Genomic DNA, 16076 nt, shown 5'->3' with positions numbered 1-16076 from the left:
TTGAATAAATTGAGCTCAGACATGGTTAACTCGGTTTCTTATCAAAAAGAAGTAGTTTCATGAACCCCAGTACTCCACAGTTTACACGAACCGGGGAATGCACATAGAAAGAGATCGAGTGACACCACTTAATTCCTCCCTCAGTGAGTAAGTCTGTCAGTGTAACAAATTACTAACATTATTCTTTGTTTGTAAATCAGAAACACCAGCTTTCAATCCCTTGTTTACCCTCACTTAGTTGTTTTGATCATCAGTCTGTAACAATTATTTTACAATTTGAAGGGGTTTCATCGAGATTACCCATTTTCTTCCCTCCATTTCAATCTGTCGGCTTGTGGGCCAAATTCAATTAAGGACAAAAAACACACAGCGCTCAATCGCGTTATAGAGAGCACGTAATAAAAACCGACAGGTACAAGGAGAAAGTTCATGGTGGAGTCATACAACCCGCTTGGCACGGATGGATTCGAGTTTGTTGAATACACGGCCGTTGACCACAAGGGAATTGAGCAACTTAAAGCGCTGTTTGTGTCACTTGGTTTTGCTGAGATCGCCAAGCACCGCTCAAAAGAGGCTTGGCTGTATCGACAAGGTGACATCAACTTTATCGTTAATGAGCAACCACACAGCCAAGCGGAAGCGTTCGCTAAGGTACATGGGCCATCGGTTTGTGGTATGGCGTTTCGTGTCAATGAAGCAACGGCAGCAATGGAGCAAGCCTTTAAAGGTGGTGGTGAAGAGTACAAAACAGAAATAGGGCCAATGGAACTGAGTATTCCTGCCATTTACGGCATCGGTGAAAGCCTGCTTTATTTTGTCGATCGCTACGGCAAACAGAGCATCTATGACGTCGATTTTCGATTCTATGACGATGCACAAGAGCGCATGGCCGAAGCCAATGTTGGCTTGTATGAAATCGACCACCTCACGCATAACGTGAAGCAAGGCAACATGGACGTGTGGTCTGGATTTTATGAGCGCATCGGTAACTTCCGTGAGATTCGCTACTTCGACATTGAAGGCAAACTCACAGGCCTTGTCAGCCGCGCCATGACCTCACCATGTGGCAAGATACGCATCCCAATCAATGAGTCTTCCGACGACAAATCACAAATTGAAGAGTTCATTCGCGAATACAACGGCGAAGGCATCCAACATATCGCGCTCGCCACCGATGACATTTACAAAACGGTGAAAACTCTGCGTGATCGCGGCATGGACTTTATGCCAACCCCCGATACCTATTACGAGAAAGTGGATCAACGTGTAAAAGGTCATGGGGAAGACACCAATAAGCTTCGCGAGCTGCGTGTTTTGATTGATGGTGCGCCGACTAAAGACGGCATCCTTCTGCAAATTTTCACGCAAACGGTAATTGGACCTGTGTTCTTTGAAATCATTCAGCGTAAAGGCAACGAAGGCTTTGGCGAAGGTAACTTCAAGGCGTTGTTTGAATCGATTGAAGAGGACCAGATTCGTCGAGGAGTATTAGACGATGCATAAATGGATCTCGTTTCCTCATCGGGAGGGGGTGTGCTCGAAACAAGCGCATGCCGACTTCCCCGAAGAGGCAATCTATGAAAGGGAAGCGGGCCGAAGTGGTTTCTTTGGACCTGCCGCTCACTTTCATCACCAACACGCCCCAACAGGTTGGTCGGAGTGGGAGGGCGATTTGCGTCCTCGCGCTTTTGATTTTACGCTGGTGGAAAAAGCCAGCCAGATAACCCCTTGGGCGGTGCCTCATCTTTTGCACAACGCGGACTGCAAAATCCGTGTATGGCGCATGGATGATAAGATGGATTTCTTGGTGCGTAACTCTGACGGTGATGAGCTGCTGTTCATTCACCAAGGCAGCGCCGATCTCTACAGTGATTATGGTCATTTAGAAGTGAGTGAAGGGGATTACGTGATGATCCCGCGCTCGACCAACTGGCGCTTAGAGCCTAGTGAGCCGATGTTCATTTTGATGATTGAAAACACAGACGCGGCTTACTCCTTGCCAGAAAAAGGCATGGTGGGTAATCACGCGGTGTTTGATCCTGCGGTTCTTGAGATTCCTGCTATTAATGATCAATTCCGCGCTCAGTACTCAGAAACTCAAACTCAGGTTCAGGTGAAGCGCCACGATAAAGTCAGTGTCATTACTTATCCGTTCAATCCATTGGACGCGATTGGCTGGCATGGCGACTTAGCCGTGGTGAAAGTGAATTGGCGCGATATCCGACCCCTGATGTCACATCGCTATCACCTGCCACCCTCTGCGCACACCACGTTTGTTGGTGCAGGCTTTGTCGTGTGCACCTTTGTGCCACGCCCGATTGAGAGCGATCCCGGTGCATTGAAAGTGCCGTTCTACCACAACAACGATGATTACGATGAAGTGCTGTTCTATCACGCTGGTGATTTCTTTAGCCGCGACAACATTGAAGCGGGCATGGTGACCTTCCATCCGGCGGGCTTCACGCATGGGCCTCACCCAAAAGCCTTTCAGGCGGGGCAAGCGCACAAGAAAAAGTTCACCGATGAAGTGGCGGTGATGATCGATACTCGTCATGCGCTGCAGTTCTCTGACGAACTCGATAGTGTTGAGAACAAAGAATATGTCTACAGTTGGCAAGACGCGGGTTCGCAAGAAACGGCTGACGATAAGAAGTAAGGGACAAGGATGAAATTAGCAACCAAGAAAAATGGCACTCGTGATGGCTTGTTGATGGTCGTCAGTAAAGATCTCAAACAGTGCGTGGCGGCCACAGAAATCTTCCATGCCATGCATCTTGCGCCCACCATGCAGGTGGCGTTGGATAACTGGGACCGTGTGGTTTCTCAGTTAGAAGCGTTATACGCCTCGTTAAACAAAGGGCATGTGACGGGTAGTGAAGGATTTGCACCTCAGCATTGTGAATCGCCTCTGCCGCGCGCTTATCAATGGGCAGACGGCAGCGCGTATGTAAACCATGTTGAACTGGTGCGTAAAGCGCGTGGTGCGGAAATGCCAGAAAGCTTCTGGGTTGATCCATTAATGTATCAAGGCGGCTCTGATGCGTTTATCGGCCCTTGTGACAACATCGAGTTTTCCAGTGATGAATGGGGGATTGATTTCGAGGGCGAGGTTGCGATAGTCACGGGTGATGTGCCAATGGGCGCGAATGCCATGCAGGTACAAGCGTCGATTCGCTTATTGATGTTGGTGAACGATGTGTCGTTACGTGGCTTGATTCCGGCTGAGCTGGCTAAGGGCTTTGGCTTTTTTCAATCTAAGCCGTCTTCAGCGTTCTCTCCGGTTGCGGTGACGCCTGATGAACTTGGTGAACACTGGAAGGGTAACAAGGTACATTTACCGCTGATATCGACGTACAACGACCAGCCTTTTGGCTGCCCGAATGCGGGCGTCGATATGACGTTCAACTTTGCCGATCTCGTGGTGCATGCTACGAAGACTCGCCCATTGTCGGCGGGAGCAATCATAGGTTCGGGTACGGTATCGAATAAACAAGGCACTGACCATGGCACCTCAATTGCCGAGGGAGGGGTGGGCTATTCATGCATTGCTGAAGTAAGAATGATAGAGACGATTCGAGATGGTAAACCGTCGACTCAATTTATGGCGTTTGGCGATTCCATCAAGCTTGAGATGTTTGATGCCGCGGGTGACTCCATTTTTGGTGCGATTGAGCAAAAAGTTAGCCAATATCGAACGTTATAATCCATAGTATAGATAGGCAGTTCAAGCGAGATTGTATGATGGATGAGGGCACTTATGAACGAGAATGTACTATGAATGAGGGAATGACACTTTATGGCTATTGGCGCTCGTCTGCGGCCTATCGGGTACGTATTGGACTGAACCTTAAGCAGCTCAGCTTTGAGTCCAAATCAGTGCATTTGGTACGCAATGGCGGCGAGCAGCATGATCCACAATATCGTAAGATCAACGCCAGTGGATTAGTGCCTGTGCTGGTGGATGGTGACGTTCAGCTTAATCAATCGTTGACTATTTTGCAGTACCTCGATGAAAACTACCCAGACATTTTATTGATCCCAGACCAAACCCCATTGCGCTATCAGGCGTTGGCAATGGCTCAGGATATTGCCATCGACATTCACCCGCTAAATAACCTACGTGTCATGCAGTATTTGGAGCGGGAACTGTTGTGTGATCATGAAGCGAAAACAGGCTGGATTCATCACTGGATGAGCCAAGGATTTACGGCGCTAGAAGAAAAATTGGCAAAGCACAGAAAAGTACACGGAGACTCGGTGTATAGCCTCACAGATTCGCCTTCTATCGTAGATATTTGCTTAGTGCCACAAGTCTACAATGCTCTGCGTTTTAGCGTTGATATGTCGCCTTACCCGTTGATTAATTCGATAGTTGAAGCGTGTAACCGGTTGTCCGCCTTTGTCGATGCGATGCCAGAGAATCAAGCGGATGCGAATGCACCGATGTAAACATAAATACTCACCTATTACGACACTAAAATCTTGTTGGGACATTATGCGTTACTGTTCTTGCTAATTTAGCTTATGACGAATTAGGAGTATGCAAAACCTCTAATCGAGAGGGAAATTATTATAGATAAATAAATAGATAGATAAATTGAGAAGGAGAGGCTTACAGGCTACCCCTCGTCAAAAAATAAAATCAAGTATGATTTTTGTCATTTTTAAGGCTTAGAAGAAGCTGTTTAATTAATCAGTCAACAGCCTACGTTGAAAAACTTGAGGCGTATTTTGATATTTTAATATTTGATTCAAGAACTTGCAATAAAACTGAAGCGTCGCATTCACATATCACTACTAATTTGTTTCACACTCGAAATAAATTAGGAAACGCGAAAAATGAAATCCTTTCACAAAAGTCCACTCATGTTGTCAGCAATGACACTGGCGGTACTTGCCGGTTGTAACGAAACTAACACTGAATACGTTGAAAGAGAAATTGCAGAAAGCATCGATTCTGGTCCTTTTGGATGTACTGATGCTGAAATTGCTGAAGCGCCAACTAAAGATTGTCGGCTTTACATTAAAGGCTCGATGAACAGTTGGTCGGCTCCACCTGAAGCACAGTTCCATTATCAAGGCGATGGTATGCATATAGCGCTGTTTAAAATGGAGTCTGGAAGCTATTCCTTTAAACTTTCCGACCCTGACTGGAGTGAAGAACGTGACCTCGCGATATCCCAAGAACAAGATAGCTTGGTCACCACTGACGTCTTGTATGAGCTTCAGCGCAAATACGGTGAGTTTGCAAACCAAAACATGGACATTGATGTTGATGGCCAAGATCAAACCTTCAAGTTCTCCCTTGACGCGAGTTCAGGCATCAACAACCCAACACTATATATTGAAAATATCACTGATTCTGACGTTGATGCACTAACTAGCCCTGTCTACCTTTCTGGTAGTTTTAACAATTGGGATACCCCTGATGCTTATCAGTTTGATTACGCTGGTGCAGGTAACTATCAAGTAACGGTGTCTTTCGACCAAGACCAAGATATCCAATTCAATTTAGTACAAGAGATCGACGGCAATGAACTGGTTTATGGTGCACTAAAAAATCAGCTCATCGATCTAAAAGAAGGTACTTCGGCACTCACCACCTACCCTGGCGGCGTAATACACTCTTCTGTAGTAGCAGGTACTTACGTCTTTGGTATCTCAACGTTGGGTGATGGACAACTGGCCGTGCCCGTGTCAATTTCGAAAGTACGTGCTAACTCAGGCTACGATAAGCTTACTGCTATTGATATGCCAATCAACCTTGGCGCAGACGGCAGTACGCATGCAGTGAGTTATGACTGGGAAACCGATTCAAGCTCTGTCGGTGTTGAGCTACAAGATGACACAAGACACGACAATGAACAGTTTCGCCAAATCGCCAAGGCGGATTCACAAGGCCGTTATCAAGTCACACTGACCACCAATAAAGGACTTGATTCTGAATCAGTCGATCAGCACGATGTTGATGTAGTTGAAATGGCGCCAACAAACAACGTGATTCTAATGATTGGCGATGGCATGGGTTACGCACAGCTTGATGTAACTCGCGCGTTCAATGGTCAAGCACTGTTTATGGATTCAGCGTCTCACGTCGGCCAAATTCATACTGCTAGTGCTGATACGCTCGGTTATGAAAAACTAGCTGGGCTTGGTATGCAATATTATACCGACTCAGCGGCAGCTGCGACAGCAATGTCTACTGGCGTGAAAGTGGTCTCTGGTACAATTGCACAAGCACGTCCAGGTGATGGTTCAGACTTAGAAACTATACTCGAAACCGCGCAAAAAATGGGTAAATCTGTTGGTGTCGTGGCGACTTCTCATTGTGTGCATGCAACGCCAGCGGCTTTCGTCGCCCATGGCCCAAATCGTAACGATTTCGAGCAACTTTCTGACAGCATGTTTGGTGATGTCCAGCCAAATCTTGCGATTTGTGGTAGCAAACAGGTCAAGGATGTTGACGTTATTAGCCGAGCGGCTTTAGACAATGGCTACACCGTAGTAAAAAATAACACTGAAATGCTAACAGCAGTAGAAGCACTTCCAGAGCAAGACCCTAATGCTTCAATCAAATTTGCTGCTATTTTTGGTGAAAATGAAATTCCTTACGTATTACCAACCGAGTATCAAGCGCAGCAAGGCTGGAGCTACGAAAGCCTTGATATTCCGCATGTCGAAGAAATGACGAAAGTCGCAATTGATATCCTATCGCGAAACCCAAATGGCTTCTTCTTAATGGTTGAAGGCTCACAAATCGATTTTGCTGGTCACATTAATGATGAAGAGCGCATGATACATGAGACGATTAAGTTCGATGAATCAGTAAAAAGTGCTATTGACTGGGCAGAGACTCGCGACGATACAATGGTGATTGTCACGGCTGATCACGAAACGGGCGGGCTAGAACTGCTTAAAACTAATGGCGCTGGCGAAGTACCAGAAGTAAGTTGGCTGTGGGGTAACCACACTAATGTACCAGTTCCAATGATGGCATGGGGTGTAAACAGTGAAGTTGTTCATGGTCGCTCGGTTGATAACACTTCCGTACACAGCATTATGCGTGGTGCTTTCTCTTCCAATTAATCACGTGGCAGTGAATAGCTTGTTTATATAAAGATTAGAACTTACACAGTCAGTATCGGCGTACCAAGCGATATTGACTGTGTTTGCGAAAAATTCGTTTCACTACGCTTTTGAGGTGCCCCCTGAAATATGGGGCCTTTTTTATGAAAATAATGAATAACTCCTTTGTCGTGCTAAGCCTAATGTTTAGTCACATTATACACGCCGAGCAAGAGATTTTGTCTTGGCTTGATATGGTTCCAATTGAAGAGCGCCACTCGTCAACGCCAGTAACTATAAACCACGAAGAATCGTTAGATGTACGGGCACCACAAAGTCTCGTCGGTAAAACAATTACTGCGTTAAACAATACTGAGCAACGTATTGCGGGTTTTGTTGTACCTTTAGAAATCAACGGGAACAAGATTGAGTCATTTCTGTTGGTGCCTTTCTTTGGCGCTTGCTTGCACGTTCCCCCGCCGCCGCCTAACCAAATTGTGTATGTCGAACAGACGATTGACTACATAGACCCGTGGGAGCCGATCGTGATCGGCGGTACCCTTAAAATAACAGCTCAGCAGCAACAAGAGATCAGCAGTGGCTACCAGCTTGTCCCAAGTGGAGGTGTTGAACTATTGAAAACATTATAAATATAAATCCATTAGGCTAAGAATCTAGTGGATTTGTGTTTAGTCCACGATAACCGTTTTAGATACGGAGTGCCGTGAATTGGACTGCCAAGAACCGGTATACATTTATCGCCTATTAGTAAGGAAAGTAAGTCAGATTGCTTGCCTTGTGAGGGCCGTACTCAGGTGTTTATCATGGTGGCTTGGTGGATGACGAGCAAACCTTTATAACCCGAATGGACGGAAAGCTATTCAGTCAGTTGAAATCGGCGAATTTGCGAATTGTCGCCCCGAATGAAGCCGAGTGAATTTGGGACAATCGGTTAGAACGAATAAAACCTTGAACCAAATAGTGACAGACGCGTCCTAGCTATTTTACTTAAGCACAACACGCTTAATCTCTTCCAAAACCTCGGCGTTAGCAATCGCGCCGAGGTTTTCTACACTCTTACCATTGACCACCTGTTTCACCGCCAATTCTACCAGTTTGCCTGAACGCGTTTTTGGCACCTCACTGATGGCAAATATCTGGTTGGGAACATGCCTCGGTGAACAAGAGGACTTGAGTTTACTCTTGATGATCGCCTGCAACTCGTTACTCAACGTCATGTCTTTCTGTAATTGAACAAACAGCCATATTTGTTCATTGCGGTCGATGTTTTTACCAACGGCGATTGAATCGATAATGCCTTCAATGGTGTTCACTTGCTGATAAATCTCAGCGGTGCCAATTCTTACCCCACCAGGGTTGAGTGTGGTATCGCCTCGTCCATAGAACAAATACCCACCATGTATGCTTTGTTCCACTTCGTCACCGTGGTGCCACACGTTGTCAAACTTGTCCCAGTAGGTGTTGTGATAGCGCTCGCCAGTGTCATTCCAAAAGCCAGTAGGGAAATTGGGAAGAGAATGGGTGCACACCAGCTCGCCACGTCCGCGATTGACCTTTTGGCCAGATGGATTGAATACTTTGATGTCGACGCCAAGCCCTGCTTGTTGGCATTCTCCGCGATATACGGGGGAGATGGGGTTACCTAGTACAAAGCAGCCACAAATATCGGTACCACCAGAAATAGACGCGAGATGCAGGTCTTGTTTGATGTGGTTGTAGACGTAATCGAACTGCTCTGGGTACAGTACCGAACCTGTTGAGCAGAGGGTTCTTAATTGAGAAAGCGAGTAACGGGCGATGGGAGAGAGCTTTGCTTTCTCAATCGCTTCTAAATATTTGGCTGAAGTCCCAAATGTCGATACCTCAGCACGCTGCGCTAAATCCCACAAAACGCTAGTCTGAGGATAAACCGGACTACCATCAAAGATCACCAAACAAGCACCGCTGGCGAGCGCAGAAACGTGCCAGTTCCACATCATCCATCCACAAGTGGTGTAGTAGAATACCCGATCTTTTGGCTTAACATCGCAATGAAGTTGGTGCTCTTTGAGGTGGTTAATGATGGTGCCGCCCACCGAGTGAACAATACATTTCGGTTTGCCTGTAGTGCCGGAAGAATAGAGAACAAACAGTGGGTCATTGAAGCGGACACGCGTAAAATTCAATGGCTGAGGTTGATAGTGAGTCATGATGCTTAGCCAACTATGGGTCGACACACTTGTCGCAGCACATTTTGGTGCGATACCTTTTGTCGCAGCACCTTCTGGTGCGACGCCGCTTGGCTTCCCTTGATCGTTTGGTTTTAAGTAGCCGATCAGACATACGTCATTTAGCGTGTCTAAGTGTTCAAGGATGTCGTGGTTTTTGTCCGTCATATCGAACGTTTTGCCATTAAAGGTGTAGCCGTCACAGATGAACAGCACCTTGGGTTTCACTTGACCAAACCTCTCAATGACGCTCTCTACGCCAAAGTCAGGCGACGTTGATGTCCAAATCGCACCCAAGCTGGTGGCGGCGAGCATTGCGATCACCGTTTGCGGCAGGTAGGGAGTATAAGCGGCGACCACATCGCCTTGTTGGACGCCACAGTTAATGAGCCATTGTTGAACGCTAGAGACTTCTTCAGACAGTTTTTTCCACGTGTACCGTTGTTGTTCGCCTCGCTCATTTTCAAACCAAATAGCAAGGTCGTCTGGCCACGTATTCGCAGGATGCAGTAAGTTTTCTGCGTAGTTAACTTTCGCTTCTGGGAACCAAAGCGCGTCTCGATTCGACTTTGGCCGCTGCCAGCGACTCTCGCCTTGTTGTAATACTTGCTTTCCTTGCCAACCAACCATTCCACAAAACTGCCATACGCTTTGCCAAAACAGTTCGGGCTGTTCCACAGACCATTGATGGAGCTCGGCGTAGCCTTGTTGCTCGGGCGCTAGTCTTACGCTTTGTGGTTTGAACCCTGACAAAGGAAGGGAGTGGATAAATCGGGTTACGTTCGCTTGCGTGATACGTTGCTCGCTTGGTCGCCAAATGGGTTGATTGCTGTCGTGCATTCGTCTGCCTTTAACAAATAGTTAACGTTTTCAGTCTGGTATTTAGGGTTTGCAAAGTCAAAAGATCAGCAAAAGAAGCATCTGGCAGGGGTGTGTAAATAAAATGTTACACGAGAGGTGGTTTCGAAAAGTGGCGTAAATTGGCGCTTATAAAGAGTGGAGATAGGCTTAAAGGGAGACATTCGTTAGGAGGTCTATAATGACTCAATATCATTCTAAGCCCGTGAGCCAAGAGGGATGGGTTGAGTGGAGCCTTGAAGAAGATGCCATTTGGCACGACTTGGTGAAAAGGCAGCTGAACGTAATCAATGATCGTGCTTGTGAGGCGTATTTGCACGGTTTGACGTTGCTTGATCTCCCATTCGATCGGGTTCCTCAGCTTGCAGAGATAAACAAAGTGTTAGAGGAAACAACCGGTTGGCAGGTACAGCCGGTTCCGGCACTGATCGATTTTGATCGTTTCTTTGATTTGCTCGCCAATAAACGATTTCCAGTGGCGACTTTTCTGAGAACCCGAGATGAGTTCGATTATTTACAAGAGCCGGATTTCTTCCATGAGATTTTTGGTCATTGTGCCATGTTGACCAATACCGATTTCGCCGCTTTTACGGAGTACTATGGAAAAATAGGGCAGGCGGCTACCCCCAAGCAACGCGCGTATCTTGCCCGTTTGTATTGGTTCACGGTCGAGTTTGGCTTAGTCAAAGAAGGTCAGAGTCTGAAAATCTACGGCGGTGGCATTCTCTCGTCTCCGGCGGAAACTATTTATGCGCTGGAAGGGCATGTGGCGATTCGTGATGAGTTTGATATACAAACCGTGCTAAGAACGCCTTACCGCATCGATATTATGCAGCCTAAATACTATGTGATTGATGAGCTATCTGAGTTATTTAAAATCAGTCAAATAAATCTGTTACAGCAGGCCGATCTTGCGATAGAAGCGGGATTGCTGCCACCACTTTTTGAACCCAAGGAATCAGTACATGTTGAATGAACAAAAATGCGAAGCCTGTAGTATCGATGCGATTGCGCTAAATAGAGATGAGCAACAAGCGTTATTACTGGAGTTGTCTGGTTGGCAGATCATGGAAAGAGACGGTATCGCGCAGCTTGAAAAGGTGTACAAGTTTAAGAACTTCAAACTCGCGTGGGCATTTAGCAATAAAGTGGCAGAGTTAGCGGAAGATGAGTTTCATCACCCTTCTATCTTATTGGAGTGGGGGAAAGTCACCGTGACTTGGTGGAGCCATTCGATTAAAGGCCTGCATAAAAATGACTTCATCTGCGCGTCACGCTGTGATGTTTTTGCGCTAGGTGAATGATTTTTAGTTTTAAAAGGAACGAGAGAAAGGATTGGCGGTGTATTTTAATGGACGTCGATCCGCCTCATTTCATTTTGAGTCAATGTGTATTGGAGTGGAATATTATGGAGATATATTTTGGTGGCATATTACGGAGGTGATGCAATTTTGCCGCTTAGTCAACTGCGGTGGCACTTAGGAACATAAACGAATGTGGATGTCATGCCGAGTTGTACTGCCAAGGTTACTTTTTGAAAATACTCAGTCCTTTGAGATAAGAGCCGCTTCCGATGGCTAAGTTATTAATCACGTGTAATACATCAGCAGAGTTTAACTAGAAAATATCTGTTGTATGACAGTGGATAGTGACTGATTTTATATATATGGGAATAGGCCGTGATCGTTCGCAATACTCAGATACATAGCGCTAAAACTAACGACTAGTGTAAATGTCATCATCTTGCTTTCCTTTGTTTGTGTTGATTCCGTGAAGTTGTCCTAGCATTCTTCAACACTCAAAAGTAATAATCCAATTAGCTCCCATTGAGTGATCGCATGGGTCATGCATGGTATTTTCGCAGTAGCTAGAACGCCGCCCTCAGGTTGATTCCTGAGTCGTTTCTTTATTGGAGGATGTGATGACGCTTTTAGTGCTGACAATAAAAATCGTCTTATTAACATACCGTTACTATCGGTAGCATCTCGACATTTGCGGTATCGACCCCAGTATAGTTAAATCCCCCCCCGCAGTAAGATTTACTAAAGTATTAAGGGGTTGTCAGTGAATAATTTTAAGTGGAATGCATTTGGTGTGTTAACTCGCGTAGAGAAAACAGACTCAATGGTGTTTATTGAAAATAGTGCAGGGAACGTGCGTAAGATGAGCGTGAAACGCTATAAAGACAGCGCCGACGCTGTGTATGAAAAAGCACAAAATCTAGTAGGGCAGAGCGTGTCCATACGCACCAGCCAAAACACCAATAATTGGAATGTGGATGAGTGGTTTAGTGAGATTTCGCCACTGTGAGTGAACTAGAAACATTACTCTTAGGCACCATCGCGATCCTATGTATGCTATTTGGGTACATAGCGCACCAGAAAAATAAGCACATAGCCGTGCTGGAAAGTGCCCTAAACGAGTCATTAAAGCAAACCTCTTCCAGCGCGATTCAAACCCAGTATTCGACGCCTCCGCTAACTTGCCCTAGGCAAACCCTACTTGAGGCATGCATTGATGTAGTGACCCAACATGAGCCCGATAATTTTGCATACTCAGTAAAGAAGGTGTTTCCAGAGCATTTTCAATTTCGCTTCGCGGTATACGGCGCCACAGTTGATGACTTGAGTTATTTCCTAGAGGTCAACACCGCCAATAGATTGGTACTGCTCAGCATGAATGGGCAGAGTGTGAGTAGTTTTGCGAATGTTGAGGAGTTTAGGGAATGGCTTCGGTAGTGGGGGATAATGCCGTTTGAGTATAGTTGAGCAACTAGCATCCCAATATGATGGACGAAAGATCAATGTGAACCGCTTAATGAACACAGCGCTAGCTACCCAACATATAACTACGCAAAATCGTGACTCATATCAAAACACCTCATACTTATATGGCACTTTCTAGCATTATGCAACCAAGCCTTATACTATGACCTTAATTCAGTCATAGGTTTTGAAAATGTCTATAACGTCCTCTTTCTACGAAGAAAATGCAGAGAGCCTTGCAGAGCAATATAACGCCTTGCTATCAACAAAGGTACATAATGTATGGAAAGAGTATTGGCCAAGTTCTGGCAATGATGTACTCGATATCGGCGCTGGTTCTGGAAGAGACTCTCTGTGGCTGACGACGCGAGGATGTCAGGTTATAGCTTGTGAACCTTGTAATAAGTTGCGTGAAATAGGCGAGACGCTCACTGGCAATGATGTCCATTGGTTCGATGATAAGTTGCCAAATCTTGATCGCATTTCGAAGCAGGGCCAGAAGTTTGATGCCATTTTATTGTCTGCAGTGTGGATGCATATTCCTATTAATTTGAGGAAAAGTGCATTTCAGGCACTGGTAAGCCTTATGAAAAGTGATGGAATAATTGTCATTTCTTTACGCCATGGCCCTTTTAGGGATCGCCGAGAATCTTGTCCTGTATCGGTGACCGAGTTAAAAGAACTCGCGAGTAACTCCAACTTGGCTGTGATTGACGTGTTTGATGGTGACGACATGCAATGCCGGCAAGAAGTAAGTTGGCAAACGGTTGTCATGCTGAATAAATAATGTATTAAGAGCGAGAGAAAGTATGGCGCTTGAACTGTACCTAGAAAAGTTCAGAAACCTCAACATGAATAGTACTGGTGGCAGAAAGAGCCCTCATAAGGTGTGTATGCTACTGGCGGTAATAGACCTTATTCATGTGGGTAGTATTGCGACAAATAAAATTCAGTTTAACCAAGCGCTAAAAGATCAATTTACTCACCATTTTAAGACCCTTGCACAAGGTAACGATAAAAATACTCCTGAGAACCCATATTTTCACCTTAGAAGTGAAGGGTTTTGGCACCTCAAATATAGTGAGGGTGCTACGGAGCAAGGCACTAAGCGTTATTCTTCAAAAGCGGTATCTTATGTTTATCTAGATGATGAGCTTTTCGATTTTATGAAAAGTCACATCGTGTCAAACGAGATAAAAGATGCTTTGGTTAGTAACTTATCCGACATAGCGTCGCTTTACTATCAATGGTTATTGGACCTCGGAAAATCGGAGAAAACAGCGAGTAATTATCTGGGGGCGGTTCGTGGCTCAATTTCAAACTGGCTAATGGATGCAAATGAGATTTGTGAGCCTTTAACTGAGGTTAAATCTTATAGAGAGTTCGTGCGATTGGAAGAGAGAGCTCGAATGCTTGAAACCTTTAAGCAACGCAATAGTAAAGGTAAGGGCATGTATAGCGCTGCGCTGGTTCATTACAATAACTTTTTGTCTGACTTAGCACAGGTCGATGTTAATGCGGATATAAGGCAGGTGATGTCAGATAAGAAGTTAACTGAAACTGAAAAAACTATACTTGTAAATACAAGAGTGGGGCAAGGCTACTTTAGGTCGCAGTTGATCCAGATGTGGGGCGGTTGTGCGTTAACAGGGTATAAGAATACCCAGCTTCTTCTTGCGTCGCATATTAAACCTTGGCGAGATTCCAATAATGAGGAACGTTTGGATAAATACAATGGATTACTGTTACTTGCGAACTTGGATAAGGCGTTCGACCTAGGTTTTATCTCGTTTGATAATCAAGGCAAGGTAATGATCTCTAAGTATCTTGAAAGACCTGAAGTTATTGGTCTTCATGAGTGTATGTCATTTCCGATTGTTAACCAGCACAAGCCTTACCTGGAACATCATCGTGGTATGTTGTTTAAAGGCTTCTAATTCGATACAGAGTATTTTTCCCTTTCAGAGTCGGCATTTTAAATGCGACTCTGGCCATCCTTTTCCGAATTAATCTTGGCTCTTAGCGCTTTGACTATAGTTATTGATATTGTATTTTCAATACCTTAAAAGGCGCAACCATGCTGCTTCTCTCACTTCTGTTCATCGCAATCATTGGCTTTCTTGCCCAAACCACAGGGCTTTGCATGGTGCGAGGCGTTAAAGAAGCCACAAACGGTAAGCCAATATTTTTAATTTCAATCCTACTGAGTGGGGCTTTTGTTTGGTTGGCAATAGGTGCGGCGTACTTACTTGGGCAGCCCGTTCGGTTAGCCAGTTATTATCCTACGCTGTTGTCTGCGGTTGGAGGGCTTATTTTTGGTTTAGGTGCAGCTTTTAACGGAGGATGTGGCGTATCAACAATGAGTCGCTTTGCCCGAGGGCAGGTGATGATGGCGGCCACCATGTTGGGGTGGTTGGTGTCATGGCTGTTATTTGCCGAGTGGCTTAGTGATGACCTTGGAAAAGGCTATGTGATTCCACCCATGCTGCACATGGCGATATTAATGAGCCTTTCCGTTTTGCTGCTAGTTGTTGCGTTTAAAAGTGATACCCAAGGGCGCACACTATGGTTATCTATGCTCGGAATTGGTTTGATGGCGGGTTTGGTGTTTATCTATGAGCCACATTGGACGCCAAGCGGCTTACTGAAATCGATGGGCCTGTCGGTCTGGAATGGCCATGACGATACTTGGCCCAGAGCCGAGAGATTCTATTTATTCTTTTGTCTTGTGTTAGGCATGGTTGTCGCGGCGCTCGTGACGAAATCCTTTAACGTTGAATTGGCGTCTCTTACTCGCTTGTTTAAGCATTTTCTGGCGGGCACCTTAATGGGAGTCGGCGCGGTAATGGCCAGTGGCGGAAACGATTCGCAGCTCTTAGTGGCATTGCCGGCGTTATCGCTTGCTGGGCTGGTGGCGACCTTGTGTATTGTGATGGGCATATTTATGGGTTTGAAACTTCAAACGAACCGATAGCGGCTCAATTTACGGGGTACTTAACGCAAAAAAGCGCCCAATGGGCGCTTTTTGATTACTCGCATCAGAATACGTGACTAAGTCACTTATTTAGCTGCTTTAACTTTCACAGATTTTGCTGCTTTCGCATAGCTAGGCGTTTTTGCTACTTTACGCTTAGATGGTGCTTTTTTTGCAGCGGGCTTA

Annotated in this window: 14 protein-coding genes and 1 pseudogene; 14 read left to right on the top strand and 1 reads right to left on the bottom strand. The window is 45.6% G+C overall.

From position 1 onward, the window contains the following. Positions 1-429 precede the first annotated feature (429 nt). From hppD to M9196_RS21390, 7 genes and pseudogenes are all read left to right on the top strand, one after another. Positions 430-1503 carry a 4-hydroxyphenylpyruvate dioxygenase gene (gene hppD, locus M9196_RS21415; RefSeq protein ID WP_250619536.1) on the top strand — a complete coding sequence of 358 codons (1074 nt, stop codon included), beginning with the start codon at positions 430-432 and terminating at the stop codon, positions 1501-1503. Continuing rightward, positions 1496-2656 carry a homogentisate 1,2-dioxygenase gene (locus M9196_RS21410; RefSeq protein ID WP_250619535.1) on the top strand — a complete coding sequence of 387 codons (1161 nt, stop codon included), beginning with the start codon at positions 1496-1498 and terminating at the stop codon, positions 2654-2656. The genes hppD and M9196_RS21410 overlap by 8 nt, the downstream gene beginning before the upstream one ends. A 9-nt stretch (positions 2657-2665) precedes the next feature. Further along, entirely contained in the window at positions 2666-3703 is a 1038-nt protein-coding gene (locus M9196_RS21405; protein ID WP_250619534.1) for a fumarylacetoacetate hydrolase family protein, read from the top strand. A gap of 71 nt (positions 3704-3774) precedes the next feature. Then, positions 3775-4449, top strand: coding sequence for a maleylacetoacetate isomerase (gene maiA, locus M9196_RS21400; protein ID WP_250619533.1), 675 nt, complete (start codon positions 3775-3777; stop codon positions 4447-4449). A gap of 390 nt (positions 4450-4839) precedes the next feature. Continuing rightward, a pseudogene (locus M9196_RS21395) lies at positions 4840-6384 on the top strand (alkaline phosphatase); the annotation flags it as partial. An 18-nt stretch (positions 6385-6402) separates the two neighbouring features. Beyond that, positions 6403-7086, top strand: a complete 684-nt coding sequence (locus M9196_RS23650; protein WP_319946376.1) for an alkaline phosphatase — start codon at positions 6403-6405, stop codon at positions 7084-7086. A gap of 143 nt (positions 7087-7229) precedes the next feature. Beyond that, positions 7230-7715, top strand: coding sequence for a DUF3299 domain-containing protein (locus tag M9196_RS21390; RefSeq protein WP_250619531.1), 486 nt, complete (start codon positions 7230-7232; stop codon positions 7713-7715). Between the two features lie 354 nt (positions 7716-8069). Here M9196_RS21390 and M9196_RS21385 read toward each other — a convergent pair whose 3' ends face one another. Continuing rightward, positions 8070-10133 (bottom strand): acetoacetate--CoA ligase, encoded by a 2064-nt coding sequence (locus tag M9196_RS21385; RefSeq protein WP_250619530.1) that lies wholly within the window; start codon positions 10131-10133, stop codon positions 8070-8072. 199 nt (positions 10134-10332) lie between these two features. Here M9196_RS21385 and phhA point away from each other — a divergent pair, with 199 nt between their 5' ends. The 7 genes from phhA to M9196_RS21350 all read left to right on the top strand — a co-directional run bounded on the left by phhA (position 10333) and on the right by M9196_RS21350 (position 15890). Then, positions 10333-11127 (top strand): phenylalanine 4-monooxygenase, encoded by a 795-nt coding sequence (phhA, locus tag M9196_RS21380; RefSeq protein WP_250619529.1) that lies wholly within the window; start codon positions 10333-10335, stop codon positions 11125-11127. Continuing rightward, positions 11117-11455, top strand: coding sequence for a 4a-hydroxytetrahydrobiopterin dehydratase (locus M9196_RS21375; RefSeq protein WP_250619528.1), 339 nt, complete (start codon positions 11117-11119; stop codon positions 11453-11455). The genes phhA and M9196_RS21375 overlap by 11 nt, the downstream gene beginning before the upstream one ends. Before the next feature lie 760 nt (positions 11456-12215). After that, complete coding sequence (locus M9196_RS21370) at positions 12216-12461, top strand: hypothetical protein (protein WP_250619527.1); 246 nt, start codon at positions 12216-12218, stop codon at positions 12459-12461. Then, positions 12458-12889: a hypothetical protein gene (locus M9196_RS21365; protein WP_250619526.1), complete on the top strand. Its 432-nt coding sequence runs from the start codon at positions 12458-12460 to the stop codon at positions 12887-12889. Before M9196_RS21370 ends, M9196_RS21365 begins: the two co-directional genes overlap by 4 nt. 220 nt (positions 12890-13109) lie before the next feature. Next, positions 13110-13703, top strand: coding sequence for a class I SAM-dependent methyltransferase (locus M9196_RS21360; RefSeq protein ID WP_250619525.1), 594 nt, complete (start codon positions 13110-13112; stop codon positions 13701-13703). Positions 13704-13725: 22 nt separating this feature from the next. Further along, positions 13726-14853 carry an HNH endonuclease gene (locus M9196_RS21355; protein ID WP_250619524.1) on the top strand — a complete coding sequence of 376 codons (1128 nt, stop codon included), beginning with the start codon at positions 13726-13728 and terminating at the stop codon, positions 14851-14853. A gap of 140 nt (positions 14854-14993) precedes the next feature. After that, a complete protein-coding gene (locus tag M9196_RS21350; RefSeq protein WP_250619523.1) occupies positions 14994-15890 on the top strand; it encodes a YeeE/YedE thiosulfate transporter family protein in 897 nt (298 codons plus the stop codon). Positions 15891-16076 lie beyond the last annotated feature (186 nt).

Source organism: Vibrio methylphosphonaticus (assembly GCF_023634655.1).
Taxonomy (GTDB): Bacteria; Pseudomonadota; Gammaproteobacteria; order Enterobacterales; family Vibrionaceae; genus Vibrio; species Vibrio methylphosphonaticus.
This window is presented reverse-complemented; position numbering and strand designations above follow the sequence as displayed.

Excerpts from the sequence above, each read along its gene's own strand:
- M9196_RS21385 (WP_250619530.1), bottom strand. The coding sequence starts at position 10,133 with ATGCACGACAGCAATCAACCCATTTGGCGACCAAGCGAGCAACGTATC.
- M9196_RS21410 (WP_250619535.1), top strand. The coding sequence starts at position 1,496 with ATGCATAAATGGATCTCGTTTCCTCATCGGGAGGGGGTGTGCTCGAAA.
- phhA (WP_250619529.1), top strand. The coding sequence starts at position 10,333 with ATGACTCAATATCATTCTAAGCCCGTGAGCCAAGAGGGATGGGTTGAG.
- M9196_RS21355 (WP_250619524.1), top strand. The coding sequence starts at position 13,726 with ATGGCGCTTGAACTGTACCTAGAAAAGTTCAGAAACCTCAACATGAAT.
- M9196_RS23650 (WP_319946376.1), top strand. The coding sequence starts at position 6,403 with ATGTTTGGTGATGTCCAGCCAAATCTTGCGATTTGTGGTAGCAAACAG.
- hppD (WP_250619536.1), top strand. The coding sequence starts at position 430 with ATGGTGGAGTCATACAACCCGCTTGGCACGGATGGATTCGAGTTTGTT.
- maiA (WP_250619533.1), top strand. The coding sequence starts at position 3,775 with ATGAATGAGGGAATGACACTTTATGGCTATTGGCGCTCGTCTGCGGCC.
- M9196_RS21405 (WP_250619534.1), top strand. The coding sequence starts at position 2,666 with ATGAAATTAGCAACCAAGAAAAATGGCACTCGTGATGGCTTGTTGATG.
- M9196_RS21390 (WP_250619531.1), top strand. The coding sequence starts at position 7,230 with ATGAAAATAATGAATAACTCCTTTGTCGTGCTAAGCCTAATGTTTAGT.
- M9196_RS21375 (WP_250619528.1), top strand. The coding sequence starts at position 11,117 with ATGTTGAATGAACAAAAATGCGAAGCCTGTAGTATCGATGCGATTGCG.
- M9196_RS21350 (WP_250619523.1), top strand. The coding sequence starts at position 14,994 with ATGCTGCTTCTCTCACTTCTGTTCATCGCAATCATTGGCTTTCTTGCC.
- M9196_RS21360 (WP_250619525.1), top strand. The coding sequence starts at position 13,110 with ATGTCTATAACGTCCTCTTTCTACGAAGAAAATGCAGAGAGCCTTGCA.